The 22,800-nt window shown below is 41.7% G+C and carries 26 protein-coding genes and 1 tRNA gene; 12 read left to right on the top strand and 15 right to left on the bottom strand.

The window, feature by feature from the left end; genetic code table 11:
• Positions 1–4 precede the first annotated feature (4 nt).
• From CFR83_RS07225 to ilvD, 8 genes are all read left to right on the top strand, one after another.
• Entirely contained in the window at positions 5–1,255 is a 1,251-nt protein-coding gene (locus tag CFR83_RS07225; RefSeq protein WP_088813391.1) for an aspartate kinase, read from the top strand.
• Positions 1,256–1,299: 44 nt separating this feature from the next.
• A tRNA-Ser gene (locus CFR83_RS07220) sits at positions 1,300–1,392 on the top strand.
• 817 nt (positions 1,393–2,209) lie between these two features.
• Positions 2,210–3,376: an ImmA/IrrE family metallo-endopeptidase gene (locus CFR83_RS07215; protein ID WP_088813390.1), complete on the top strand. Its 1,167-nt coding sequence runs from the start codon at positions 2,210–2,212 to the stop codon at positions 3,374–3,376.
• Positions 3,360–3,878, top strand: coding sequence for a DUF4411 family protein (locus tag CFR83_RS07210; RefSeq protein WP_088813389.1), 519 nt, complete (start codon positions 3,360–3,362; stop codon positions 3,876–3,878). The genes CFR83_RS07215 and CFR83_RS07210 overlap by 17 nt, the downstream gene beginning before the upstream one ends.
• A gap of 320 nt (positions 3,879–4,198) precedes the next feature.
• Positions 4,199–6,556: an EcoAI/FtnUII family type I restriction enzme subunit R gene (gene hsdR / locus CFR83_RS07205; protein ID WP_088813388.1), complete on the top strand. Its 2,358-nt coding sequence runs from the start codon at positions 4,199–4,201 to the stop codon at positions 6,554–6,556.
• A gap of 39 nt (positions 6,557–6,595) precedes the next feature.
• Positions 6,596–8,068: a type I restriction-modification system subunit M gene (locus CFR83_RS07200; RefSeq protein WP_088813387.1), complete on the top strand. Its 1,473-nt coding sequence runs from the start codon at positions 6,596–6,598 to the stop codon at positions 8,066–8,068.
• Positions 8,068–9,825, top strand: coding sequence for a restriction endonuclease subunit S (locus CFR83_RS07195; RefSeq protein WP_088813386.1), 1,758 nt, complete (start codon positions 8,068–8,070; stop codon positions 9,823–9,825). The genes CFR83_RS07200 and CFR83_RS07195 overlap by 1 nt, the downstream gene beginning before the upstream one ends.
• Before the next feature lie 471 nt (positions 9,826–10,296).
• The gene (gene ilvD, locus CFR83_RS07190; RefSeq protein ID WP_088813385.1) at positions 10,297–12,153 is read left to right on the top strand and encodes a dihydroxy-acid dehydratase; all 1,857 of its coding nucleotides are present in this window, start codon (positions 10,297–10,299) and stop codon (positions 12,151–12,153) included.
• A gap of 137 nt (positions 12,154–12,290) precedes the next feature.
• Here the strand turns inward: ilvD and CFR83_RS07185 are convergent, their stop codons facing one another.
• Positions 12,291–12,875 (bottom strand): OmpW/AlkL family protein, encoded by a 585-nt coding sequence (locus CFR83_RS07185; RefSeq protein ID WP_088813384.1) that lies wholly within the window; start codon positions 12,873–12,875, stop codon positions 12,291–12,293.
• Between the two features lie 173 nt (positions 12,876–13,048).
• Complete coding sequence (locus CFR83_RS07180; RefSeq protein ID WP_243383411.1) at positions 13,049–13,411, bottom strand: c-type cytochrome; 363 nt, start codon at positions 13,409–13,411, stop codon at positions 13,049–13,051.
• 200 nt (positions 13,412–13,611) lie between these two features.
• Here CFR83_RS07180 and CFR83_RS07175 point away from each other — a divergent pair, with 200 nt between their 5' ends.
• Positions 13,612–14,082 (top strand): potassium channel family protein, encoded by a 471-nt coding sequence (locus CFR83_RS07175; RefSeq protein ID WP_088813382.1) that lies wholly within the window; start codon positions 13,612–13,614, stop codon positions 14,080–14,082.
• Between the two features lie 10 nt (positions 14,083–14,092).
• Here the strand turns inward: CFR83_RS07175 and CFR83_RS07170 are convergent, their stop codons facing one another.
• Both CFR83_RS07170 and CFR83_RS07165 read right to left on the bottom strand, forming a co-directional pair.
• Positions 14,093–14,452, bottom strand: a complete 360-nt coding sequence (locus CFR83_RS07170) for a hypothetical protein (RefSeq protein ID WP_088813381.1) — start codon at positions 14,450–14,452, stop codon at positions 14,093–14,095.
• 4 nt (positions 14,453–14,456) lie between these two features.
• Entirely contained in the window at positions 14,457–14,849 is a 393-nt protein-coding gene (locus CFR83_RS07165; RefSeq protein ID WP_088813380.1) for a YchJ family protein, read from the bottom strand.
• A 71-nt stretch (positions 14,850–14,920) separates the two neighbouring features.
• Here CFR83_RS07165 and CFR83_RS07160 point away from each other — a divergent pair, with 71 nt between their 5' ends.
• Entirely contained in the window at positions 14,921–15,511 is a 591-nt protein-coding gene (locus tag CFR83_RS07160; RefSeq protein WP_088813379.1) for a YqiA/YcfP family alpha/beta fold hydrolase, read from the top strand.
• A gap of 4 nt (positions 15,512–15,515) precedes the next feature.
• On the opposite strand, the gene CFR83_RS07155 is transcribed toward CFR83_RS07160, so the two are convergent.
• The 4 genes from CFR83_RS07155 to CFR83_RS07140 are packed head-to-tail and all read right to left on the bottom strand — an operon-like array spanning position 15,516 to position 18,259.
• Positions 15,516–16,316 carry a formylglycine-generating enzyme family protein gene (locus CFR83_RS07155; RefSeq protein ID WP_088813378.1) on the bottom strand — a complete coding sequence of 267 codons (801 nt, stop codon included), beginning with the start codon at positions 16,314–16,316 and terminating at the stop codon, positions 15,516–15,518.
• On the bottom strand, positions 16,313–16,867 hold the full coding sequence (locus tag CFR83_RS07150; RefSeq protein WP_088813377.1) for a protein-methionine-sulfoxide reductase heme-binding subunit MsrQ: 555 nt from the start codon (positions 16,865–16,867) through the stop codon (positions 16,313–16,315). The genes CFR83_RS07155 and CFR83_RS07150 overlap by 4 nt, the downstream gene beginning before the upstream one ends.
• Before the next feature lie 3 nt (positions 16,868–16,870).
• Positions 16,871–17,827: a protein-methionine-sulfoxide reductase catalytic subunit MsrP gene (msrP, locus tag CFR83_RS07145; RefSeq protein ID WP_088813376.1), complete on the bottom strand. Its 957-nt coding sequence runs from the start codon at positions 17,825–17,827 to the stop codon at positions 16,871–16,873.
• Positions 17,828–17,872: 45 nt separating this feature from the next.
• Positions 17,873–18,259 carry a CoA-binding protein gene (locus CFR83_RS07140; RefSeq protein ID WP_088813375.1) on the bottom strand — a complete coding sequence of 129 codons (387 nt, stop codon included), beginning with the start codon at positions 18,257–18,259 and terminating at the stop codon, positions 17,873–17,875.
• A gap of 52 nt (positions 18,260–18,311) precedes the next feature.
• On the opposite strand from CFR83_RS07140, the gene CFR83_RS07135 reads away from it, so the two are divergent.
• Positions 18,312–18,539, top strand: a complete 228-nt coding sequence (locus CFR83_RS07135) for a TIGR02450 family Trp-rich protein (RefSeq protein ID WP_088813374.1) — start codon at positions 18,312–18,314, stop codon at positions 18,537–18,539.
• On the opposite strand, the gene CFR83_RS07130 is transcribed toward CFR83_RS07135, so the two are convergent.
• From CFR83_RS07130 to CFR83_RS07115, 4 genes are all read right to left on the bottom strand, one after another.
• Positions 18,540–19,031, bottom strand: a complete 492-nt coding sequence (locus tag CFR83_RS07130; protein WP_088813373.1) for a coiled-coil domain-containing protein — start codon at positions 19,029–19,031, stop codon at positions 18,540–18,542. It abuts the gene before it with no gap.
• Positions 19,032–19,118: 87 nt separating this feature from the next.
• Positions 19,119–20,141: an acyltransferase family protein gene (locus tag CFR83_RS07125; RefSeq protein WP_088813372.1), complete on the bottom strand. Its 1,023-nt coding sequence runs from the start codon at positions 20,139–20,141 to the stop codon at positions 19,119–19,121.
• Positions 20,142–20,156: 15 nt separating this feature from the next.
• Positions 20,157–20,606 (bottom strand): peptidase associated/transthyretin-like domain-containing protein, encoded by a 450-nt coding sequence (locus CFR83_RS07120; protein ID WP_088813371.1) that lies wholly within the window; start codon positions 20,604–20,606, stop codon positions 20,157–20,159.
• Positions 20,603–20,791, bottom strand: a complete 189-nt coding sequence (locus tag CFR83_RS07115) for a hypothetical protein (protein WP_088813370.1) — start codon at positions 20,789–20,791, stop codon at positions 20,603–20,605. Before CFR83_RS07115 ends, CFR83_RS07120 begins: the two co-directional genes overlap by 4 nt.
• Positions 20,792–20,969: 178 nt before the next feature.
• On the opposite strand from CFR83_RS07115, the gene CFR83_RS08465 reads away from it, so the two are divergent.
• A complete protein-coding gene (locus CFR83_RS08465) occupies positions 20,970–21,092 on the top strand; it encodes a hypothetical protein (RefSeq protein ID WP_279304990.1) in 123 nt (40 codons plus the stop codon).
• Positions 21,093–21,104: 12 nt separating this feature from the next.
• Here CFR83_RS08465 and CFR83_RS07110 read toward each other — a convergent pair whose 3' ends face one another.
• The 3 genes from CFR83_RS07110 to CFR83_RS07100 are packed head-to-tail and all read right to left on the bottom strand — an operon-like array spanning position 21,105 to position 22,712.
• Positions 21,105–21,317: a cysteine-rich CWC family protein gene (locus tag CFR83_RS07110; RefSeq protein ID WP_088813369.1), complete on the bottom strand. Its 213-nt coding sequence runs from the start codon at positions 21,315–21,317 to the stop codon at positions 21,105–21,107.
• Entirely contained in the window at positions 21,314–21,688 is a 375-nt protein-coding gene (locus CFR83_RS07105) for a Smr/MutS family protein (RefSeq protein WP_165765062.1), read from the bottom strand. Before CFR83_RS07105 ends, CFR83_RS07110 begins: the two co-directional genes overlap by 4 nt.
• A 31-nt stretch (positions 21,689–21,719) precedes the next feature.
• Entirely contained in the window at positions 21,720–22,712 is a 993-nt protein-coding gene (locus tag CFR83_RS07100) for a D-2-hydroxyacid dehydrogenase family protein (protein WP_088813367.1), read from the bottom strand.
• Positions 22,713–22,800 lie beyond the last annotated feature (88 nt).

Genomic DNA, 22,800 nt, shown 5'->3' with positions numbered 1-22,800 from the left:
ATAAATGGCACTAATTGTTCATAAATATGGTGGCACGTCGATGGGCTCTGTTGAGCGCATTCAGAACGTGGCCAAGCGCGTAGCTAAATGGATGAAGGCTGGCCATCAGGTGGTGGTAGTTCCTTCGGCGATGTCTGGTGAGACAAACCGTCTATTAGGTTTAGCCAAAGAGATTAACCAAAATCCTGATCCTCGCGAGTTAGATCAAATTGCATCAACCGGTGAGCAGGTAAGTTCTGGCTTGTTGGCGCTTGCATTACAAGCGCAGGGTGTTCCTGCGGTTAGTTATGCAGGTTGGCAAGTTGTGATCAGAACTGACTCTTCATACACCAAGGCTCGTATTCAGGGTATTGATGGTGACAAAGTCAAAACAGACCTTAACGCAGGTAAGGCAGTTGTGATCACTGGTTTCCAAGGTGTTGATGAGAACGGCAACATCACGACTCTAGGTCGTGGCGGTTCTGATACATCTGCTGTGGCTGTGGCTGCTGCTTTGAATGCTGATGAGTGCTTGATTTACACCGACGTGGATGGTGTTTACACCACTGACCCGCGTGTATGTGAAGATGCACGCCGTTTAGACAAAATCACTTTTGAAGAAATGCTAGAAATGGCTAGCTTAGGTTCAAAAGTTTTACAAATTCGTTCAGTTGAGTTTGCGGGTAAATATCGTGTGAAGACACGAGTACTTTCATCATTAACTGATCCATTGATGTCGCTTGAGCAAGAGATGAACTCAGGCACTTTGATTACTTTCGAGGAAGAAGAGACTATGGAAGCTGCTGTCATTTCGGGTATTGCTTTCGCCCGCGACGAAGCAAAGATCACCGTTTTAGGTGTGCCTGACAAACCAGGTATTGCGTATCAAATTTTGGGTCCAATTGCGGATGCCAACATTGATGTGGACATGATCATTCAGAACCAATCAGTAGATGGTAAGACTGACTTCACATTCACAGTACCGCGTGCTGACTATCAAAAAGCATTGGATTTGCTCAAGAACAATGTTCAAGCGCACATTCAAGCAAAAGAAATCTTGGGCGATCCAAAGGTTTCTAAAGTATCAGTAGTGGGCGTAGGTATGCGTTCACACGTTGGTATTGCTAGCAAAATGTTCCGCACATTGTCAGAAGAGGGCATCAACATTCAGATGATCTCTACAAGCGAAATCAAGATTTCTGTATTGATTGATGAGAAATACATGGAATTAGCAGTGCGTGCATTGCATAAAGCTTTTGAGTTAGACCAAAAGTAATTTAAAATCTGTGACCTTGTTGATTTAATTCAGCAAAGTTACATGGAGACGTGGCCGAGTGGTCGAAGGCACTCCCCTGCTAAGGGAGCATCTGGGCAAAACCTGGATCGGAAGTTCGAATCTTCTCGTCTCCGCCAGCTATAAAAAGAAAACCCAGTAAATACAAAGTGTTGCTGGGTTTTTTGTTTTTACAAAAATGGCAAAAATATTAAGCTTATTTAAACTGTATCTAAGTTTGAATACCCCCACCTTTGATCTAACTTTTATTCTAGTTAGCGCTATTGCAAATTAATTACTCGAAAGTTCAGTTGACTACAGCAGTAGACTCATAAGAAAGAAGCCCGGAGAGCCTTGTAGTAAAAGGCTCTTCGATTTCAAGAGGTTAACGGTGTTTGTGGTGCTTAAAAAACACTACACATCAACTACACACCAAGCGGTTTTTAGAGGTGTGTAGTAAATGGCAGTTTTAGCAGTAAAAGTAGTACCTAAAAACAGTTTTAGGGCCCATAGCTCAGTTGGTTAGAGCAGAGGACTCATAGCGATAAGTTGTGCCTTATGCGTGGAAACTGCATAAGGGATGGTGTCAAATTCGGTGAAAGCTAAGTCGAGAGATATGCCAACGCCGAGCCAAGCTTAGTAAGAAATTACTTTGAAGGTGTAGAGACTAGACGGCACCCATCTAAGTCGAGCAATCGATATGATGAAGGCATAGTCCAGGGAGTAGTGAAAGCTACACAAACCGGAATCCTTTGGTCCCAGGTTCAAGTCCTGGTGGGCCCACCAGAAATGAAAATACCAACCTTCGGGTTGGTATTTTTTTGAGCGTTACTGTAATAAATGGTACTAGCTTTGCTTTAGGGTTAAGATGATCGGGGATTTCTTTGTCTGACTGCTAAATTTAAATCCAGTAAGTTAAACTAATGTCAAGAGAACCGGAATGCAATAGTAGCAAATATGACTACTTTAAGAACATCAAATAATCCGAGAATGCTTGTATGGGCCCGTGAGGAGACAGGTCTTGATATTGTGCAAGCTGCTGAGGCAATTGGTGTTTCGCTGGGTGCGCTGGTTGCGGCTGAGAATGGGGAGCGTTCATTAACGCTCAATCAATTGCGAAAAGCGGCTGAGATGTATGACATCCCGTTCGGAAATTTTTACCTTTCTGAGCCTCCTCGCGCAAAGTCTTTTCACCCAATTCCTGATTTTAGGTCCGAGCCCGGTGTTGCGGGGGCTGATCACTATAGATTAAATCTGGAAATCAAGAAGTGTAGAGATAGGCGAGATATTTACCTCGACCTAATGAGAAGCCTGGAAATTCCAGTTGCTAACTTTGAAGTTTTAAAAGCTATTAATGAGAATTCAATTGGGACAAAGTTAAGGGGTCGTTTGGGTATAAGCCAGACTGATATTAGATCGCTTAATTTTGATGGGGCTTATGTGTATTGGAAGCAAAAAATTGAAGATTCTGGGGTGTTAGTTTATGAATCTCAATATATCCCTGATGTCACCGGAGTAATTGGGGCGGCAATGTTTTATGAAGTATGCCCAATTATTTTGCTTAAGAGGGGTCCAGAAAATAATGAAAGAAAATTATTCACACTTCTGCATGAGTATGCGCACTTATTATTGGGTGAATCGGCTATTAATGATGCTGGTTCACTTTTGGCTATAGAGGGTCAAAAGAATACGTCTGATATTGAGGTCGCTTGTAATCGCTTGGCTGCGGAATTGCTTATTCCTACCGAAAGTGTTGATAAAAGCTCATTTGATGGTCTTGATATACGAGAGAAGATGGAATTATTGTCTAGGCAGTACAAGGTCACGTATAGCACGGCAGCCGTTTGTTTAAGAAGACTAGGTTTAATTAGTCAGAGTGAATTGCGAGAATTACTAGATGGTCGTCGAAGAGAAAATCAATTATCAAGGCGCTCAAGTGGTGAAGCTCGAATACCAAGAGAAAATATCAATCGCTTGGATATGGGAAGACCTTTATTTAAAGCAGCACTTGAAGCATATGCTGTCGGGATATTAGATGTTTATGACGCCTCAAGGATTTTAAATTTGAGAGTCAAAAAAATTGATAGATTAGTATCTAAAGTGAAGAATGAAGTATTGCATTGATACCTCATCACTAATCGATCTTGGCGAACGTCACTATCCAGAGAAGCTCGCAATATTCAAGCCTATTTGGACTGGCTTATATACAGGCATATCAAATGGCGACATTATTTCTGTTGATCTCGTGAAGGTTGAATTAGAAAAAAGAGCTGATGACTGGCGGACTAATTTTTGCGCAAAATCCGCGGATATGTTTAAGATGAGTCAAGAGATAGAGCAGCAGTATGCCAAGTTAGTTAGCCTAATTGAAGTAAATCCTAAGTTTCCAAAAAATTCAGCAAGGGATCGATTTTTTGAAGGTGCAGATTTGTTTCTTATATCACTCGCGATGTGTGTTGATGATGGAGTAGTTGTTACATCAGAGACAAAAAATTTATCTAACTATGGTTTAAGGCCGGTATGTAATGAGTTAGGTGTTAAAAATATGAACTTAGTGGAATTTTTTGAAGCTTATAAACTTGGAATTTCTCGCTTCGTGCCACTTGTTTCTAAGTCAGTGAAATAAAGACTCATTCTCAATTAGCTAAAATCTTCCCTAGCTGTGAAGATTTAAAGCGCATTGGTTTTAGGCGTTACTTTAAGTAACGCTTACCCCCGGCTTTCATCCCCATAAACCCTCCACAATCTCCCTTCTTAGCCACACTTCATTTTGTCTAAATTGAAGAAGTTTGGTCAAATGAAAAGTTCATGGTTTGACCTTAATTAAATTCCTAATGAATACTATAAAAGTCTAAAATAAGCTTAAACATAGTTGAAAAGTAAAAAATGCTGATTTTTTCAAATCAATCGATTAATTTCATTAGATAAAAACTGAAAATATTTGTAATGCATAAACGAGAGCTCAGTGAACGCGACATATGTACAAAGTTCATAACCCCGGCCATAGTTTCAGCCGGTTGGGATTTGCATTCTCAAATTCGGGAAGAGTTAAGCTTTACTAAAGGGCGGATTATTGTCCGTGGAAAGCTGCATACTCGAGGTAAGCAAAAGCGTGCAGATTATGTGTTGTATTACAAATCCAATATTCCAATAGCAGTCATCGAAGCTAAAGAAAATAATTTAAGTGTAGGCGCTGGAATGCAGCAGGCGCTCGATTATGCTGAAACACTTGATGTGCCGTTTGTTTTTAGCTCCAATGGTGATGCCTTCTTAATGCATGATCGAACAGGTCTGGCCGATAAGGTTGAGCAAGAGCTTTCTTTGGAATCGTTTCCATCGCCAGAAGAATTGTGGGGTCGTTACTGTAAATGGAAAGGCGTCAGCACACCTGAGGCTAAAAATACCATAGAAATGCCTTACTACGATGATGGCACCGGACGTGCCCCAAGGTATTACCAGGTTAACGCAGTAAACAGAGCTATTGAGTCGGTGGCTAGTGGTGCAAATCGCATTTTGCTGGTGATGGCAACTGGCACTGGAAAAACCTACACAGCATTTCAGATTATCTGGCGCCTTTGGAAATCTGGCACCAAGAAACGCATTCTGTTTTTGGCTGATCGCAATATCTTGGTGGATCAAACAAAAAATAATGACTTTAAGCCCTTCGGCGCTGCAATGACCAAAATTAGTAAGCGGCAGATTGATAAAAGTTATGAGATTTATCTCTCTCTTTATCAGGCGGTTACGGGCAATGATGAAGAGAAAAATATCTACAAACAGTTTTCGCCAGATTTTTTTGACTTAATTGTGATTGATGAGTGTCATCGGGGTAGTGCGGCTGAAGATTCTGCGTGGCGTGAGATCTTGGAATATTTTTCATCAGCAACGCACATTGGGTTAACTGCTACGCCAAAAGAAACGAAGGATGTTTCTAGTATTACTTATTTTGGCGACCCTGTTTACAGCTACACCTTAAAGCAAGGTATTGAGGATGGATTTCTTGCGCCATATAAAGTAATTCGAATTGATATAGATAAAGATCTGCAAGGTTGGAGGCCAAGTAGTGGGCAGGTCGATAAGCGTGGACAGGTAATAGAAGATCGGATCTATAACCAGAGGGATATGGATCGTACGCTTGTATTAGAAAAGCGCACAGAGTTGGTGGCCAAAAAGATAACTGAGTTTTTAGAAGCTACTGACCCGTACGCTAAGACAATAGTATTTTGCGACGATATTGATCATGCGGAGCGCATGCGGCAGGCTTTAGTTAATTTAAATCCAGATCGGGTTAAAGAAAATCGCAAGTATGTCATGCGTATTACAGGGGATGAGCAGGAAGGTAAAGCGGAGCTAGATAACTTCATTAACCCTGAGGAGCGTTATCCAGTTATTGCTACCACTTCAAAATTAATGACCACAGGCGTAGATGCTCAGACTTGTAAGTTAGTAGTGCTTGATCAGCATATTAAGTCGATGACTGAGTTTAAGCAGATGATTGGCCGTGGCACAAGAATTAATGAGGATTACGGTAAGTATTGGTTCACTATCATGGACTTTAAAAAAGCCACCGAGCTTTTTGCCGACGAGGCATTTGATGGACCTCCAATTGTTATTTACAAACCTGGATCTGGTGATCCTCCTACGCCACCTGATGAACCAGGTGAAAATGGCGGCGCGGGTTTTATTGGTGGTGGTACGGGCGGCCATGCTGGCGGAGAAGGGTTTTCTTTGGGCCCAGAAGGAAAGCGTGCCAAATACTATATTGGCGATGTAGAGGTTCAAGTAGTGGCTGAGCGTGTTCAATACTACGGGCCCGAAGGTAAGTTAATTACCGAATCATTGAAAGACTACACACGGAAGACGGTGCGTAAAGACTACTCAACATTAGATGAGTTCCTAAAAAGATGGACTTCTGCTGAGCGTAAGGCTGCAGTGATTAAAGAGCTCAAAGAACATGGTGTATTGCTTGAGGCATTAGCACAAGAAGTTAGTAAAGAATGTGATGCATTTGATCTGATATGTCATGTGGTATTTGATCAACCAGCATTAACTCGAAGAGAGCGTGCCGATCTTGTTAAGAAGCGTAACTACTTTACTAAATATGGCGAGCAAGCTTGCAAAGTGCTCGAAGCATTACTAGAAAAGTATGCTGACACTGGCATCGAAAATATTGATGACATTAAAATTTTGACATTAGACCCATTCAGTAAAATGGGTACGGCAAGTGAGCTTGTATCAGCCTTTGGTGGTAAGCCTGGCTATATAGCTGCTTTGCATGAGCTAGAAAACCAGCTCTACGCCTAAGATTTGCAGTATTACCCCAACAGATAGGTTTTACCACTTATGAGTATTAGTTCAACCATTAAGTCAATACAAGACATCATGCGCAAAGACGTTGGTGTCGATGGGGATGCCCAGCGTTTAAGTCAGTTGGTATGGATGCTATTTCTCAAGATCTTTGATGATCGTGAGAGCGAGTGGGAATTACTGCAAGACAAATATAAATCGCCGCTTCCAGAAAAATATCGCTGGAGAAATTGGGCGGCCAATGCGGAAGGCATGACTGGCGATGAACTAAAGCAATTTTTAGATAATGACTTATTTCCAGCCCTACAAAAATTGGAGGCTAAAGGCGGCGATCAACGCGCTTACGTTATCCGCTCTGTATTTGAGGACGCCTATAACTATATGAAGTCTGGTCAGTTAATTCGCCAGGTGATTAATAAGATTCAAGAGGGTGTTGATTTCAATAAAGCGCAGGAGCGCCATCTCTTTGGTGATATGTACGAGCAACTCCTTAGGGATTTACAGGCTGCTGGAAATGCAGGTGAATTCTACACGCCAAGAGCTGTAACTGAATTTATGGTGCAGATGGTTAATCCGCGCCTTGGTGAAAAAGTGATGGATCCAGCATGTGGTACAGGGGGATTCTTAACATGTTCCATTGAACATATTAGAAGGCAAGATGTTAAGACGCTAGAGGATGAGGCGCAATTGCAAGTTAGTATTTTTGGTATTGAAAAAAAACCGATGCCCCATCTGCTTTGTACAACAAATATGATTTTGCATGGTATTGATGTGCCTAGCAATATCCGCCATGACAACACGCTAGCTAGACCATTAATTAGCTGGGGTCCATCAGAGCGAGTGGACGTAGTAGTTACCAATCCCCCGTTTGGTGGCATGGAAGAGGATGGCATTGAAACTAATTTCCCGTTGGCATTTAGAACAAGGGAAACAGCTGATCTTTTTCTGGTTCTTATTATGCAAATGCTTAAGCCTGGAGGTCGTGCAGCATTAGTTTTACCAGATAGCCTATTGTTTGGCGATGGTATTAAAACTCGTATCAAAGAGAAGCTTTTGGAGGAGTGTAATCTTCACACAATAGTGCGATTACCAAAAGGTGTATTTGCGCCGTACACATCAATTAACACGAATCTCTTATTCTTTAGTAAGGGATCCCCAACAAAAGATATATGGTTTTATGAGCATCCCTATCCAAAGGGTGTCAAGAGTTATAGCAAAACAAAGCCAATGAAGCTTGAAGAATTTGAGGTTGAAAAGGATTGGTGGGGAATAGAAGCAGATGGATTTAAGAAAAGAAAAGAGAATGAGTGCGCTTGGAGGGTTAGTATCGATGAAATCAGGTTGAGAGGTTACGACCTTGATATTAAGAACCCATATGTTAATGAAGAGGAGCTTCATGATCCAGAGGTACTTTTGGCTCAATACGCTGACTTGCAAAATGATATTAAGGAAGTAAGAGATCGGCTAAAAGAAGTTCTTGGGAAGGCTCTTCAGCGGGGAGGGTTCTGATGTACCGCATTCAAGAACTACTTATTGAAAATATTGATTTATGGAGTAAGGCAGATGCTCTAAAGTTCGTTGGAAGCGGTAGGAATTCGGCTTCTTCGGCTCATATTTATGGGGTTGAAAAACTTAGACGACTAATACTTCGGCTGGCAATAAATGGAAAGCTATTGGAGCAAAATTCTGGAGATAAACCCACATCTACTTTATTGAAAGAAATTGATGCTTATGTAAGTGAAGCTGTACATGAAAAGTTAATTCGAAAGCCAAAGCTGTATTTGCCTGTTGATTCTACTGAGATGACATCCTCAATCCCAAGTGGCTGGGCATGGCTAAGGCTCGGTCAAATAGGTGATTGGGGCGCAGGTGCAACCCCATTGAGAAGTATGCCTAACTACTATGGGGGTAATGTACCCTGGTTCAAATCAGGCGAGTTATCAAGTGATTTTATAAATGTCTCGGAAGAAACTATTACTGAATTGGCGTTAGAGAAGTGCTCTTTGCGAATGAATAATCCAGGTGACGTCTTGCTGGCCATGTATGGGGCTACTATAGGTAAAGCTTCCATCTTGGAAGTGGCAGGCACTACAAACCAAGCCGTTTGTGCCTGCACTCCTTACCCTGGAATTTTTAATAGATATTTGTTATTGCTATTAAAGGCCCTAAGACCCTATTTTATCGGTCAGGGTGCTGGAGGTGCTCAACCAAATATTTCTCGAGAAAAAATTATTGATACTCCTGTGTTGATTCCGCCAACGGAGGAACAAATAAGAATTGTTGATAAGGTCTCTGAATTGATGTTGTTATGTGATCAGCTTGAGTCACTGACTTTCAGTGAAAGTAAACATCATGAACGAATTGTATATTCCATGCTTAATTCGCTTACCAGATCATCGAATGTAGATGATAGAAATCTGAAGTGGAGGTCTGTTAATGAAAACTTTGATAATTTATTTACATCAATTAAGAGTATCGAAGCTTTAAAAGAGTCATTATCTGAATTAGCAATTATGGGTATGTTGACTTCCAAAAATAATTCTGATCAGCCCGTAGATGAATTACTTGAAAATATTTCTAAAGAGAGAGAAGATTTTTTAACGAAAAGAAGAGCTGCCGGCGGTCAAAACCCTAGAGTTACTAAACATGATGCCTGTCAACTACCTCTTCCGAAGGGCTGGAGATGGACCACTTTGGGTGAGCTTTCATTATTTATTACTGATGGCACTCATCACACTCCAACTTATATCTCAAGTGGCATTCCTTTTATTTCTATAAAAGATATAAATGGAACTGAAATATCTTTTAAAGATTGCAAATATATATCTCATCAACAGCATGTTGAAATAAATAAAAGATGCAATCCAGAGTTGGGAGATATTCTTCTGTGTAGAATCGGAACACTTGGTAGGCCAACGATTGTGAATATATCGAATCCATTTAGTCTTTTTGTTAGTGTCGGATTAATTAAATTGCCCAAAAGTGTTGATATCACAAGATATTTACACCTTGTTCTTGGTAGTCCATTCTTGATTCGTCAATATGATCAGATTAAGGCAGGCGGTATTCATACCAATAAACTTAATTTGGCAGATATTCCTAAATTGCTTATTCCTTTGCCCCCAATTCAGGAGCAGAGGCGAATACTTGAAAAATTTGATGAATTGATGGCAATTACTCAAGAGCTTAGGTCCCATATCAATAGTGCGAACGATGTACGTTTGAAAATTGCTGATGCTCTGGTGGATCAAGCGTTACTCAAGTAACGCTCAATCTCCACACTGCTTCCACAAATATTCCAATATCCCCCCAATCTTAGCCACCAACTCTTTTGGCTAAATTGACACTGGTTTTCTTGCCAGTTTGGTTGCTCTAGCTTTTCTCTGAAGCTAAATTATGTGTATGTCAACTAAGAAAGAAACTACACATCAATTAATACACCGTAATCTAACCATCTATCTGCGCGAGCATAGTCAGGTATGGAATTTTGTTACGTAATAAATATCGCTTTGTTTTTTTTGGTTTTGGCCTAACAGAGTGGAATAATTGCCTTTTTAGGTACAATAACCCCAACGGTGGCTGAATTCCTGAGAAGTAAGTGTGGGTTCTTGCCATAGCTAAATAAGCTATAAATTACGCCCCTGAGGGCGTTTTTTGTTTCTATCACTGTTGTAATGTTCAATTTCTGCTACAGTCACTCAAGATAAAAATATAGTAAAAATAAGGAGCTATTCGTCATGCCTGCATATCGTTCAAAAACCTCTACCGCTGGTCGTAACATGGCTGGTGCACGTTCTTTATGGCGTGCGACAGGTATGAAGGATGATGACTTTAGTAAACCAATCATCGCGATTGCCAATTCATTTACTCAATTTGTTCCTGGCCACGTCCATCTTAAAGATCTAGGCCAGTTAGTAGCGCGCGAGATTGAGGCAGCCGGTGGCGTAGCAAAAGAATTCAATACCATTGCTGTGGATGACGGTATTGCGATGGGTCACGATGGCATGCTGTATTCATTACCAAGCCGCGACATCATTGCTGACTCTGTTGAGTACATGGTCAATGCACACTGTGCAGATGCTCTAGTTTGTATCTCTAACTGCGACAAAATTACCCCAGGTATGTTGATGGCAGCAATGCGCTTAAACATTCCAGTTGTATTTGTTTCTGGTGGTCCGATGGAGGCGGGTAAGGTGCGACTAGCTAACCCTGAAACAAAAGCAGTTGAAATCAAAAAGCTTGATTTGGTCGATGCCATGGTTATGGCAGTAGATGCCAAAGTATCAGATGCTGATTTGGCTGAAGTAGAGCGTTCTGCCTGTCCTACCTGTGGTTCATGCTCAGGTATGTTCACAGCTAACTCTATGAACTGTTTGACTGAAGCTTTAGGCTTATCTTTGCCAGGCAATGGCACAGTAGTGGCAACACATGCTGATCGTGAGCAGTTATTTAAAAAAGCAGGTCGCCAAATTGTTGAATTATGTAAAAAATACTACGAGGGTGATGATGCGAGTGTATTGCCACGCTCAGTAGGCTTTAAGGCTTTTGAAAACGCTATTACTTTAGACATTGCTATGGGTGGTTCAACCAACACCATCTTGCACTTATTGGCGATTGCTCAAGAAGCAGAGATTAATTTCACGATGGCTGACATTGATCGCATGTCTAAATTAGTACCGCAGCTTTGCAAAGTGGCGCCTAATACCAATAAATATCACATTGAAGATGTGCATCGTGCCGGCGGCATCATGGCCATCTTAGGTGAACTAGATCGTGCCGGTAAATTGCACACGGATGTGCCAACCATTCATGCAAAGACCATGAAAGAAGCATTGGATCAGTGGGATATTGCTCGTAACCCGAGTGATGCTGTGAAGACCTTCTACATGGCTGGTCCTGCAGGTATTCCGACACAAGTGGCTTTTAGTCAAAACACTCGTTGGCCAAGTTTGGATCTAGACCGTGCAGAAGGTTGCATTCGTTCTATTGATCATGCATTTAGCCAAGAGGGTGGTTTAGCAGTTTTATACGGCAACATTGCATTAGATGGTTGCGTAGTTAAGACCGCTGGTGTTGATGACAGCCTATTAGTCTTTGAAGGTTCTGCACACGTTGTAGAAAGCCAAGATGAAGCAGTTGAAAACATCTTGGCAGACAAAGTCAAAGCTGGTGATGTAGTAGTGGTTCGCTACGAAGGTCCTAAGGGTGGTCCTGGTATGCAAGAAATGCTCTATCCAACTAGCTACATCAAATCTAAAGGCTTGGGCAAAGCCTGTGCTTTGCTCACTGATGGACGTTTCTCAGGTGGCACTTCAGGTTTATCAATCGGCCACTGCTCACCAGAAGCAGCAGCAGGCGGTGCGATTGGTTTAGTTCGCAATGGTGACCGTATTCGTATTGATATTCCAAATCGCAAAATTGATGTTTTATTAAGCGATGAAGAATTAGCAAAACGTCGTGTAGAGCAAGACAAGTTGGGTTGGAAGCCAAGTAAGCCTCGTCCACGTAAAGTGACTGCTGCTCTTAAGGCCTACGCGATGCTAGCAACCAGCGCTGATCGCGGTGCGGTGAGAGATTTGAAGTTGCTCGACTAATTGTTCTATCAGGAAACGGTAAGTAACAAAGAGGATCCTACGGGATCCTTTTTTGCAACTGAAATTTAAAGACTTACGGAAATAAAAAAGTCGGTGCAAGCACCGACTTCCCATACTCTAATAATCAGCTAGATAAATTAGAACTTGTATGTAACACCTACACCAGCTGTGACTGGATTAAGTCTTAACTCGCCAATACCATTTACATTTGTACCGATTTGTAAATATTTAACATCTAAGTTAACGCCCCAGTGTTTATCAATCATGTAGTCAACGCCGACTTGTGCTGCATAACCAACGCTGTATTTATCAACTGCTGGGCCACCGTAACTATCATTTTTGCCAAAATGAGTTAAGTTAATGCCTGCGCCAACATAAGGTTTTACTTGACCAAAGTTTGTGAAGTGATATTGCAATAGCAAACTAGGGGGTAGTGCTTTAACGTGGCCTAGTTTTGTTGGGCCAGAATAGATGTCTACGTTTTGTGGATACGTTAAAACTAATTCTGCCGCGATATTTTTAGTAAAGAAGTAAGAGATATCCACTTCTGGAATTGTTTTATCTTTTGCCCAAACGCCAGCTGCACCAGCTGTATCTTTGTTTGCCCACTCTACGCTAACGGCACGAGCACGCACCATCCATGGGTTTTCTTGAGCTGAGGCAACGGCAGAAGCCATGCCTAGAGTTGCCAAAATTAATGTGCTTAATAAAGTCTTTTTCATTTTTTTACTTTCTATCTATAACTGTCATATCGACGTTTAAAGAATAGAACTAGATGTAAAAAATGATTTTGACCTGTGTCAGTTTCTTGAATTTATATATTTAACCTATATCAAATTCTCAAATAAAAAATGGCCAGTGATTCACTGGCCATTTTTGTTGGAAGCTTTGTTGATTATTTCAAAGACAAGATCCAAGCAACTAATTTCTTAGCATCTGGTTCTTTGATAGCAACTGCGTTAGGTGGCATTGCAACGCCGCTAACTTTGCCTTTCCAGTGTGAGTCGTATAGGTTAGTACCGTTCATCACTTCTTTAGTCAAAACAGCTGCAGCATCTTTCTTGCCAGCATATTTCTTAGAAACGTCTTTCCATGCTGGACCAATTGGTAGCTTACCGTCAGTTCTTGGCTCAACTTGGTGACAAGTCATACAGCCAGCGTTGGTAGCGATTTTTAGCATTTCTGGGTTGTTATGATTATCTGCATATGCACTAGTTGCTAGGGCAGCGATAGCCAAAGTCATGAGCGTCTTTTTCACGATATTCTCTCCGATTAATTAAATAGATAGCTAGTAATAATTGTTAATCGAAACAACCATTTAAGATATGGCTTTCTAGGCTACATTTGACCTAGCTCAAGTAATAAAATTGCCATATGTATCAAATTGGCACAAATTTAGATAATTTGGCTTAAAAGCATCTTTCCTTGATACTCTAGGCTACTTTTTAGAAGAAACACATGTACTTAACTTTTGCCTTTGCATTAAATACCTTGCTAGTGATTTTGGCGATTTTGATCCATTACGAAGTGTTATTTTGGATGGATAAAAAGCTACCTAGGATTGCGCACTTACCATCTCGTTTTAGAGTGCTAGTTGGTGTGGGAGTTATTTTCTTAACTCACATTGTTGAGATTTGGTTATTTGGTATTGGCTATTACTTCACCCTCAAATTTGACGGTATGGGCCAATTGGTTGGTACGGGTCAATTTAATGGGGAGTTCTTGGATTACATCTACCTATCGTTTATTACCTTCACAACGGTAGGGTATGGAGATATTGTGGCGCAAGGTTATGTGCGATATCTCACTGGTATTGAAGCTCTGACAGGGCTTTTATTAATCACCTGGTCTGCATCATTCTTATTCTTAGAAATGCAGAAGTATTGGACCGACTCAAGAAGAGTTGAAACAACTACTTGGAAAAAGTAAGAGGGTACTCTTACTTTTCTGTCATTGCTTTATAGATACTTGGGAAGCAAGTTAAAAAGATATAGCTCGCGTATTGTTCTGCTTGCATTTGATCTAATGCTGCATAGATCTCTTCACGAATAAGACCAATGGTGTGAGAGTCCGTTTTTGAAAGAGCATCTACCAGGCGTTGTGCAATCGAATCCTTTTCAAGATCGATGCCGTGATTGACTTTGATTTCACCTAAAAAAGAACCATAAGTGCTAGCAAATTGCATATCAGCCACAAACCCGCGGTGGGTTGATGGGTGTTGTTGCACCAATAAAACAGCGAGCTTTTGGCAGTCTTTGAAGACTGCTCGCATTTTTTGCAGAATTTCTTGTTCGTTCATGGCGCTATTTTATCTCTGGGAAGTCACCATCGACATAAAACCACTGATTGTCTTCCCGAACGAAGCGACTGATTTCATGTAAGCGGTGTGCTTTGCCATTAATTTTATAGATGGCTACAAATTCAACAGTGGCCGTGGTTTGATCTTGAAGGGGCTGATGGTTTTTGACTTTTAACTCAAGCCACTGGGTTTTTTGCCCATCAAACAAGGGCTCAGTTGGGCGGGTGCTGTGATGCCAGGTCTTTAATAAGTAATCCTCGAGTTCTAAAACATAAGCGCTGTATCTTGAACGCATTAGTTTTTCTGAATTTTCAGCAGTTTTGCCAGCGTGATAAATTCCGCAACAATTTGCATACTTGGCATTTTGGCAAGGGCAGATCTCAGGAACTTTAGGCATGACTTAAGTGTTGAATAGATTTAACTAATTATTTTTGATATCAATAGCTAGGATGTAGTCTAATCTTTTTTATGCACTTAATAGTTTATTTACACGGTTTTAGATCATCGCCATTTTCGATGAAGGCGAAGATCACGCATCGCGCTATTCTTGGTATGAAGGGCCAGGGTGTAGATCTTGAGTGGTATTGCCCCCAACTGCCACCTTCACCCAAAGAAGCGATGGCCATGGTAAGCCAATACATTAAAGAGCAAGTGTTTGATGAGTTATCAATTATTGGCTCATCCTTGGGTGGTTACTACGCCACCTATTTAGCTGAAAAATTCACGTCCAAAGTTACTTTGCTCAATCCTGCGATTGAGCCAGCAAGAGATCTTGAGGGATACATTGGGGACTTAAAAGCTTGGCATAGTGATGAGGCTTTTCACTTTAAGCCTGAGCACATCCAAGAGCTCAATGATTTATATGTGCAGCAAATTACCAGCCCAGAGCGTTATTACTTAATTGCTGCTAAGGGTGATGAAGTCTTAGATTGGCAAGAGATGGTGGCTAAGTACACCCATACAAAGCAATTAGTCTTAGAGGGTGGGGATCATGCAATTTCTAATTACTTAGAACTATTGCCAACTGTTCTAGCGTTTCATGATTTAAAAGCTGTCTAATGTTTTATTTGATGTCTTTGACACATCTAAAACCTACATAAGCAACTTTTGTGTCTGCCGGTTTGCTAGCTAGATTTGATTCGAGTTGATTTTCAGGGCCGTACCACCAAGAGGCGCCACGAGTTATTTGCTCTGAGCCAGATTTGGTATCAATCCATTCCCAAACATTGCCACCCATATCAAATAGACCATTAACACCAGCTTGTGTGGTCATCACCGGCACATGACCTGTGCCACGCCATAGAGATCCCTCAGGTGCTGTTCCTTTTAAGCCTGCACAGCCATTCAAACAATGCGAATGCTTGGGGGTGTCACCGTTGGCGTAAGTGTATTTTTTGCCCTTAATAAATGGCTGTGTAGGAGAAGTTCGTTGCTCTGTAAAAGCTGCGGTGGTCCATTCGGAGTCGGTTGGTAGCCTTTTGCCAAAGAATGCACAAATTGCCTTAGCTTCATAAAAGTTGAGGTGCACAGCAGGTTCATTGTCTTTAGCAGCTACGCCAAAGGGTGTGCGCCAAGTCCAATCTTTCTTTCTGGTCCAACCAGCTTCGTAGATGAAGCTACCGCCTTCTTTTTCGCCTGAGCTCACAAAGCCTGTGGCGCTAGCATATTTTTTAACCGTACCAATGGTGACCTCATGGATGTCCCACTCTAAATGACCAATACGAGTGGTTGTCTCATTAGCAAGCACTTGTGCGTATGCAGTGGTTTGCGTTACGCAAGTGAGGATTGTTATGGCGCCGATAGTACCTACAGCACTTACTACGCTGTTGATTGAAGTCAAAGTATTTGATGAAGTGATTTTCATTTCTTTAACCTATACAGTAATAGTGAACCAATGACGAAGGCATAAATGCTCACTGTTTGGAAATCATTTTTGCCAGATTTGTGCCAGAAGTAATGAAGTATGACTAGTACAGCAATCACATAGACCAAGCGATGCAATTTGCTCCATGATCTTTTTAATTGTTGAACCGCCCAACGATTGGATGTCAGTGCTAGTGGAATTAGTAAAACAAATGCACTAAAGCCCATGGTGATGAATGGTCGTTTCACGACATCTCTTAGCATCTCAGTGATGCTCCAATCATGATCTAACCAAAACCAAATTGAAAAATGTATGCAGGCATAGAAAAATACCATCAGGCCACAAGTACGTCGGTACTTGATTAAATTTGACCAACCGCTGATTTTTCGTAGCGGTGTGATGGATAGGGTGATGCACAAGAACACCAAGGCCCATGTACCAGTGGATCTGGTGATAAATTCAATTGGGTTGGCTGTTAGATCATCTTGGTAGCCAAGGATCACAAGTCTTAGTAATGGTAATAAGCCTAAACCGATGATGACTAGATTCATGGTTTAGAAAAACTTACGCAAATCCATGTCTTTATACAAGTGCGCCACTTGCTCTGCGTAACCATTAAATGGCAAGGTTTTAATCTTGGGAGCGAAGATACCGCCTTCTGCGCCAATGCGTCTTTCTGTTGCTTGACTCCAGCGGGGGTGGTTCACAGCAGGGTTCACATTGGAGTAAAAGCCGTATTCATAAGGTGCTGATACTTTCCAACTGGTGGCTGGCTCTTTATCGGTGATACGTATTTTCACAATTGATTTGGCACTCTTAAAACCGTACTTCCAAGGAACAACCAGGCGCACTGGTGCGCCATTTTGTTTTGGAAGTATTTCGCCATACAAACCAAATGTTAGAAGTGTTAAATCATTCATGGCCTCATCAAGGCGTAACCCCTCGGTATAGGGCCAATCTAAAACACGGTTATTAACTCCCGGCATTTGTTTTGGGTCTGCCAAGCTAATGAACTCTACATACTTGGCTGAACCTTGTGGCTCAGCGGCCTTGATCAAGTTGGCTAATGAGTAGCCAATCCATGGAATCACCATCGACCAACCTTCTACGCAGCGAAGGCGATAAACCCGTTCTTCTAGAGGTGCTAATTTAATTAAGTTGTCGATGTCCCACACCTTGGGTTTATTGACTAGTCCTTCTACACTCACTGTCCATGGTCTGATTTTGAGGGTGTGGGCATTGCGAGCAGGATCAGTCTTATCTGTACCGAACTCATAAAAATTGTTATAGCTTGTAACGTCTTTATAGCTAGTAGGTTTATCGCTTAAAAAGTATTTTGGATTGGCAGTTGCAGCAAGTCTGTTGTTTTGTGCAAAAGCATGTCTGCTAAACACCTCTGCATTGGCTATACCAAATGCTCCAACAGCTGCCAATTTGATTAATTGGCGGCGCTTTTCAAATACCTCTTGAGGAGTGATTTCACTAGCAGTAATGCCATAGTTTTTTGTCATGCTACCTAGCTTAATGCAGAACGATCTTTTTTGCTGAGAGGGGCTTTAGCGACTGTTGATCATGTGTTCAATCTTCAAGCACTTATCCATCACCACTTCTAGGCCATGTGCTTGAGCATAGTCATGAGCCTCATCATTGATCACGCCTAGTTGCAGCCATAGTGACTTAGCACCAATCGCGACAGCATCTTTTGCTACAGGCAAGCAATCTTCAGATTTTCTGAAGACATTCACCATATCAACTGGCACTGGAATACTCTTTAAGTCTGGGTAGCACTTTTCACCCAATATCTCAGTACAAGAGGGATTGACTGGAATGATCTTATAGCCATGTGCTTGCATATAGCGAGACACGTCATAAGAGGGGCGTGATGGCTTATCAGAAAGCCCCACCACTGCAATCACCTTGGTTTCTTGTAATAATGATTTCATGACTGCAGTATCTTATGAGCTACGAAAAAATTAAAGTACTAAATTAATCCCGGTGAAAAATTCTATCCACCCTAAGAAATTACTTCTGACCAAGTGGACAGCTGTTCACCCCATCAATAAAGAAAAGCATTTTTTGGTGGTGAAGGTCATTGAGCCTGAGGAAGAGGGTTTGCCAGTTGAGCAAGTGGTGCTTGAGGCGGTTATGACGAAAAGACAAAAAACAATCCACTGGCGATTGCTCACCAATGGATCGGATTGGAAACAGGGCTGGTTAAACTAGTTATCGATGCATAAATGCAATCGTGCCAATGATCACGGCAGTTGCCGTCATGATTAAGATGGATGATTGGGAAATCCAGCGATGAAGAATATTTTCATTGTATTCATCCATTCTAGCGAAGATTTCATCTTTAAAATTTTTGAATTCAGTTTTGAACTCTGTACGTAATCCACTGATACTTTCACGTAGCTCTGTGCGTAATCCGTTGATATTTTCATGTAGCTCTGTGCGCAGTCCATTGATATTTTCATGTAGCTCTGTGCGTACTCCGTTGATGCCTTCATGAAGCTCTTTTCGTAAACTTTGAGTTTCTTTCCTAAGTTCTTTGACATCATCTTTGAGTTCTCTTAAATCCTCTTTGGTGGCAAGTTGATTCATATCTTCCCTTATGTTTTCCACACCCTTTGATATTGTTTCTGACTGCTCTTGGCTAAAGCCGCTTGTTCTAAGTTCGCGGATATATTCGGCACTGCTAAACATCATGCTGGTCATTTTTACTCCTCAAGTTACTGGACAAAGAGTTTATAGTTTTTATAAGCAAATGACTAGACAAAAATAATTGCCACAACGGCGCAGTGGTTAACGCTTCTCTATGAATTGATAAAAAGGAATCGCAACTAACAAACTTAGTAGGGCAGCTGTGACCATGCCAACAACATTTAGCCATGGGTTCTCTGGATAGAGTTGTACCCAAATACTGCTAACAACTAAAGAAATAGGGAAGTGCACTAAGAAAATCGAATACGACATGCGACCTAGCTTGGCGAGTGGATTCATCCAAATTTTAGAGTTGACCCACCAGCTCTGATAGCTCAAACAAAGCACAGCAGCAGTCACGCCAGCAATTAATACTCGACCTCTAAAATCGAGGTACAAGGCAAACAGCAAGAAGTCTGATAGCAAAAATAACAAAAACATTTTTGACTGTGTTTGAGCAATTCTTGCAGCCAATATCCCTAGACCATATGCCACATAGAAATACAAAAATGTGGTGTCGTAACTATCGTCCAAGTTAAAAATGAACAATGAAGCCAGCGTTATCAACGTTACGATCAGTACACCAATTAATTGTGTGCGCTGATAAGACCAATGAGTCGGTAGGATCGTATCGATTAAGAAAAGTGCCAAAGCTGTTACGGCAAATAACTGAAAATCCATGGCCACATACCAAAGACCTGCTGAGAGTGATTCATAGCCAAGTAAATTTTGTAGAAAGAACAAGTGACTGATTAATTGTTCTGGCTCTGGCATTGCAGAAATGGATGCATGTTGCATCCATTGGCTTGCTATAAACGAACAAATGATTGCGAGGATGATGGCTGCTAGGTAAGGGATGACCAAGCGTTGGTACTTATGCCAAATTAACTGAAACACGCTCTTATGAGCAAAGACATTTTGTTCAAACAGTTTTTGGCCTGTTAAAAATCCACCAATCACTAAAAATACTGCGACAGCCATGCGGCCATAAACAAAGAAAAAATCAATCACTCCCGGTATCACAGCCATTGCCACATCGGACATCGGGCCGTAAAAAGCCAAATGATGGAGCATGATCAGGATGCACGAGACTCCCTTGAGGTTATCTATGAAGGCTGATCGCATGCCAAGTCTTAAGATTTAGATAGGCCAGGTGATAGAGAGCTTAAGGGGTTTGTTCTCTTCTAGCTTGACTGTGCGCTTCAGTGGTTTGCCTTCGAATGACAGTTGTAGCTCATAGTTACCAGGTGCTAAATCTATCAATAAGATCGGGCCATCACTCATGACATCAAACACCACTTTTTTCTTTTGATCGATGATTTTTACCGTCACATCGGCGACCCACAAAGGTCTTTGTGGATGTGCTTGAGAAAACTCCAATACCAAGGGCCATTTTTTACCCAGTTCCAACATCGCTTCGGATTCTTCGCTACCAATGCCGCCAGTGATGTACTGAATACCTTGATAGTTCTTACTTTCTGGTACATCGGCTTGTGCAAATGAGGTATTCATCCCAATAAAGAAGACCAGTGCCACCAGAACGTGTGACAACTTAAGCCAAGATCTTTGATTAATTAAAGATACGTTCATCGTGACTCCTCTGCTGATTGTTTTTTGCTAGGGCAAGATGAGCATGAACTTTGGTCATTGCAACCGCCAGAAGAGGGGTTATTGCGCTGGCGAAACATCACCCAATAGCGTTTGCTCATATAAACCACCACCAAACCACCGATCAACCAGACCAGCCCATCAAAGATCATTTCTGTTGTTGTCATACGTCTTTTCCCCTGTAGGCAATAGGATAAACCCATTGTTTGACCGAATCATGATTTGGCTATTTCTGGGCTTTTTTCATCTTTTTATTAAATTATTTGACTTATTTCTAAAATACTGTATATTTATACAGTATATGGCTAAGGCCTTGTATTTAATGGAGTCTAAAGGAGCATCACGATGAAAACATTGATTTCTAACCCAGTTTGGTCAGTTATTAGCGGTTTGGTAATTTGGATGGTTTTTGCTGAAAAACCAGGTGAGTGGCAACGCAGAGAGTGGGTATGCAGTCGCTCTGAATAACTGACTGAGTATTCAGTCAGTGATCAGTTTGGCAGCTTTAGCCAGTGCTTTTAGGCAAGCAGGGCACAAACAGCCCTCAGCATCTCCGCCAGTTTTGGAGATTTCTTGGCTGATGATTTCTTTTGGAATTGTTGGTAAATCCATGCACCAACAATGACTCTGACCTTGTGCCACACCACATGTAAAAGTGGTGCTGCATTTTGGGCAAGTTTGTACTGTGCTCATCGTTTTAAAACAATCAAAGTAATGCCTGCATTACCAAAAATATCTTTGGTCAAAATGCTCTTTAAAGTCGGGTGACGTTTCATGAGTTCTTGATAAGTTTCTTTACCAGGCACTAAATCTTCACCTGCGTAAAAAGAGTCAATCAAATGACTGCGGCGTTGATAAATCAATTCTTGGCGAACCGCCTCTTTAATACGACCACCTTTACCCCCTGAACCATAACCATGGATTACTTTCACCACACGCATGGCTGTATCGGATAACTCTTCTAAAGTGCGATCGAATTTTTCAATCGCTTGATCAACAGTTGGAAGTTGATGTTCTAGGTTGAGTGTGTAAATGCCAGCCAGTTTCTTAGGAACTTCTGGCATTTCTGAGGAACCACAGAAGGGGCACACCTTTTCAAGTGCTCTTCTGGGGTTGCCGCAACCAAGGCAAAGGGCGGATAACTGGTTGGCCATTTAACCAAGCCTCTAAGCATTCCACCACGCCCTGAGTAAAGCTCTCAAACACGGGCTGAGCCACAAAACCTAAGTGAGGTGTTAGTAACGTATTGGGTGTGGTGCGTAAAGGGTGATTCTCAGCCAATGGTTCGGCATCAAACACATCAATCGCAGCTCCACCAATTAATCGATCATTAAGAGCAGCTACAAGCGCAGATGTATCCACCAAGGTTGAGCGCGATGTATTGATTAACAAAGCATCTTTTTTCATCAAAGCTAGTTTCTCTTGATTGAGCAAACCTTTGGTTGTGGCACTGGCCACAAGATGCAAAGAAACAATATCGGCTTGTTGCAGCAACTCAACCAAAGACGTTGCTTGTGCACCCACTGCGGCTGCTCTCTCGGCAGTCATATTTGGACTCCAAGTGATGACCTTCATGCCAAAGGCCAAAGCAACTTTAGCCACACGGCCACCGATTTCACCAAGACCAATTAAGCCTAAGGTGCGACCCTTTAGAACCGGCAATAAAGAATGCTCGTTGCGCCAGGCGTGTTTGCTTAGTAGTTGGTTTTGCTCTACCAGGCGTTTATGCAGCCCTAAAATCAGTGCCCAAGTTAGTTCGGCGGTACTGTCTTTGGAAGGCCCCCATTCAGTATGACTAATTGGGATATTTCTTTCTTTCAGTGCCGCGGCATCCAAAGCTAAGTTGCGAGTACCTGTAAAAACCACGTACTCAAGATGGGATAGCTGCGCAATCAGACTGGCTGGTAGTGGTGTGCGGTCACGCATTAACACCAAGGCGTTTGCTTGTTTGAGGGTTTCTAGGAGTTTGTCGCCATATATAGGCTCATTAAAAATCTCCACATCTGCCAAACCCTTGATATTGGACCAATTGGATAGCTTTTCGTATGAGTTTTCGTAGTCATCGAGAACAATGATCTTTTTGCGCATAGCGCAGTCTCCATATATTTGTAGATTTTCTAATTGCAATCATTATAGGAGTGTGGGATATTTATGTCGTCACAGAGCCAAAAAGGCC

Source organism: Polynucleobacter victoriensis (assembly GCF_900187875.1).
GTDB lineage: Bacteria > Pseudomonadota > Gammaproteobacteria > Burkholderiales > Burkholderiaceae > Polynucleobacter > Polynucleobacter victoriensis.
This window is presented reverse-complemented; position numbering and strand designations above follow the sequence as displayed.

Bases quoted from the DNA above. Each gene is read 5' to 3' on its own strand.
- CFR83_RS07115 (WP_088813370.1), bottom strand. From the start codon at position 20,791: ATGACAACAACAGAAATGATCTTTGATGGGCTGGTCTGGTTGATCGGT.
- CFR83_RS08465 (WP_279304990.1), top strand. From the start codon at position 20,970: ATGAAAACATTGATTTCTAACCCAGTTTGGTCAGTTATTAGCGGTTTG.
- ilvD (WP_088813385.1), top strand. From the start codon at position 10,297: ATGCCTGCATATCGTTCAAAAACCTCTACCGCTGGTCGTAACATGGCT.
- CFR83_RS07125 (WP_088813372.1), bottom strand. From the start codon at position 20,141: ATGCGATCAGCCTTCATAGATAACCTCAAGGGAGTCTCGTGCATCCTG.
- CFR83_RS07200 (WP_088813387.1), top strand. From the start codon at position 6,596: ATGAGTATTAGTTCAACCATTAAGTCAATACAAGACATCATGCGCAAA.
- CFR83_RS07150 (WP_088813377.1), bottom strand. From the start codon at position 16,867: ATGAATCTAGTCATCATCGGTTTAGGCTTATTACCATTACTAAGACTT.
- CFR83_RS07165 (WP_088813380.1), bottom strand. From the start codon at position 14,849: ATGCCTAAAGTTCCTGAGATCTGCCCTTGCCAAAATGCCAAGTATGCA.
- CFR83_RS07195 (WP_088813386.1), top strand. From the start codon at position 8,068: ATGTACCGCATTCAAGAACTACTTATTGAAAATATTGATTTATGGAGT.
- CFR83_RS07215 (WP_088813390.1), top strand. From the start codon at position 2,210: ATGACTACTTTAAGAACATCAAATAATCCGAGAATGCTTGTATGGGCC.
- CFR83_RS07170 (WP_088813381.1), bottom strand. From the start codon at position 14,452: ATGAACGAACAAGAAATTCTGCAAAAAATGCGAGCAGTCTTCAAAGAC.
- CFR83_RS07160 (WP_088813379.1), top strand. From the start codon at position 14,921: ATGCACTTAATAGTTTATTTACACGGTTTTAGATCATCGCCATTTTCG.
- CFR83_RS07185 (WP_088813384.1), bottom strand. From the start codon at position 12,875: ATGAAAAAGACTTTATTAAGCACATTAATTTTGGCAACTCTAGGCATG.
- CFR83_RS07100 (WP_088813367.1), bottom strand. From the start codon at position 22,712: ATGCGCAAAAAGATCATTGTTCTCGATGACTACGAAAACTCATACGAA.
- hsdR (WP_088813388.1), top strand. From the start codon at position 4,199: ATGCATAAACGAGAGCTCAGTGAACGCGACATATGTACAAAGTTCATA.
- CFR83_RS07210 (WP_088813389.1), top strand. From the start codon at position 3,360: ATGAAGTATTGCATTGATACCTCATCACTAATCGATCTTGGCGAACGT.
- msrP (WP_088813376.1), bottom strand. From the start codon at position 17,827: ATGACAAAAAACTATGGCATTACTGCTAGTGAAATCACTCCTCAAGAG.
- CFR83_RS07110 (WP_088813369.1), bottom strand. From the start codon at position 21,317: ATGAGCACAGTACAAACTTGCCCAAAATGCAGCACCACTTTTACATGT.
- CFR83_RS07140 (WP_088813375.1), bottom strand. From the start codon at position 18,259: ATGAAATCATTATTACAAGAAACCAAGGTGATTGCAGTGGTGGGGCTT.
- CFR83_RS07155 (WP_088813378.1), bottom strand. From the start codon at position 16,316: ATGAAAATCACTTCATCAAATACTTTGACTTCAATCAACAGCGTAGTA.
- CFR83_RS07120 (WP_088813371.1), bottom strand. From the start codon at position 20,606: ATGAACGTATCTTTAATTAATCAAAGATCTTGGCTTAAGTTGTCACAC.
- CFR83_RS07130 (WP_088813373.1), bottom strand. From the start codon at position 19,031: ATGACCAGCATGATGTTTAGCAGTGCCGAATATATCCGCGAACTTAGA.
- CFR83_RS07175 (WP_088813382.1), top strand. From the start codon at position 13,612: ATGTACTTAACTTTTGCCTTTGCATTAAATACCTTGCTAGTGATTTTG.
- CFR83_RS07225 (WP_088813391.1), top strand. From the start codon at position 5: ATGGCACTAATTGTTCATAAATATGGTGGCACGTCGATGGGCTCTGTT.
- CFR83_RS07105 (WP_165765062.1), bottom strand. From the start codon at position 21,688: ATGCCAGAAGTTCCTAAGAAACTGGCTGGCATTTACACACTCAACCTA.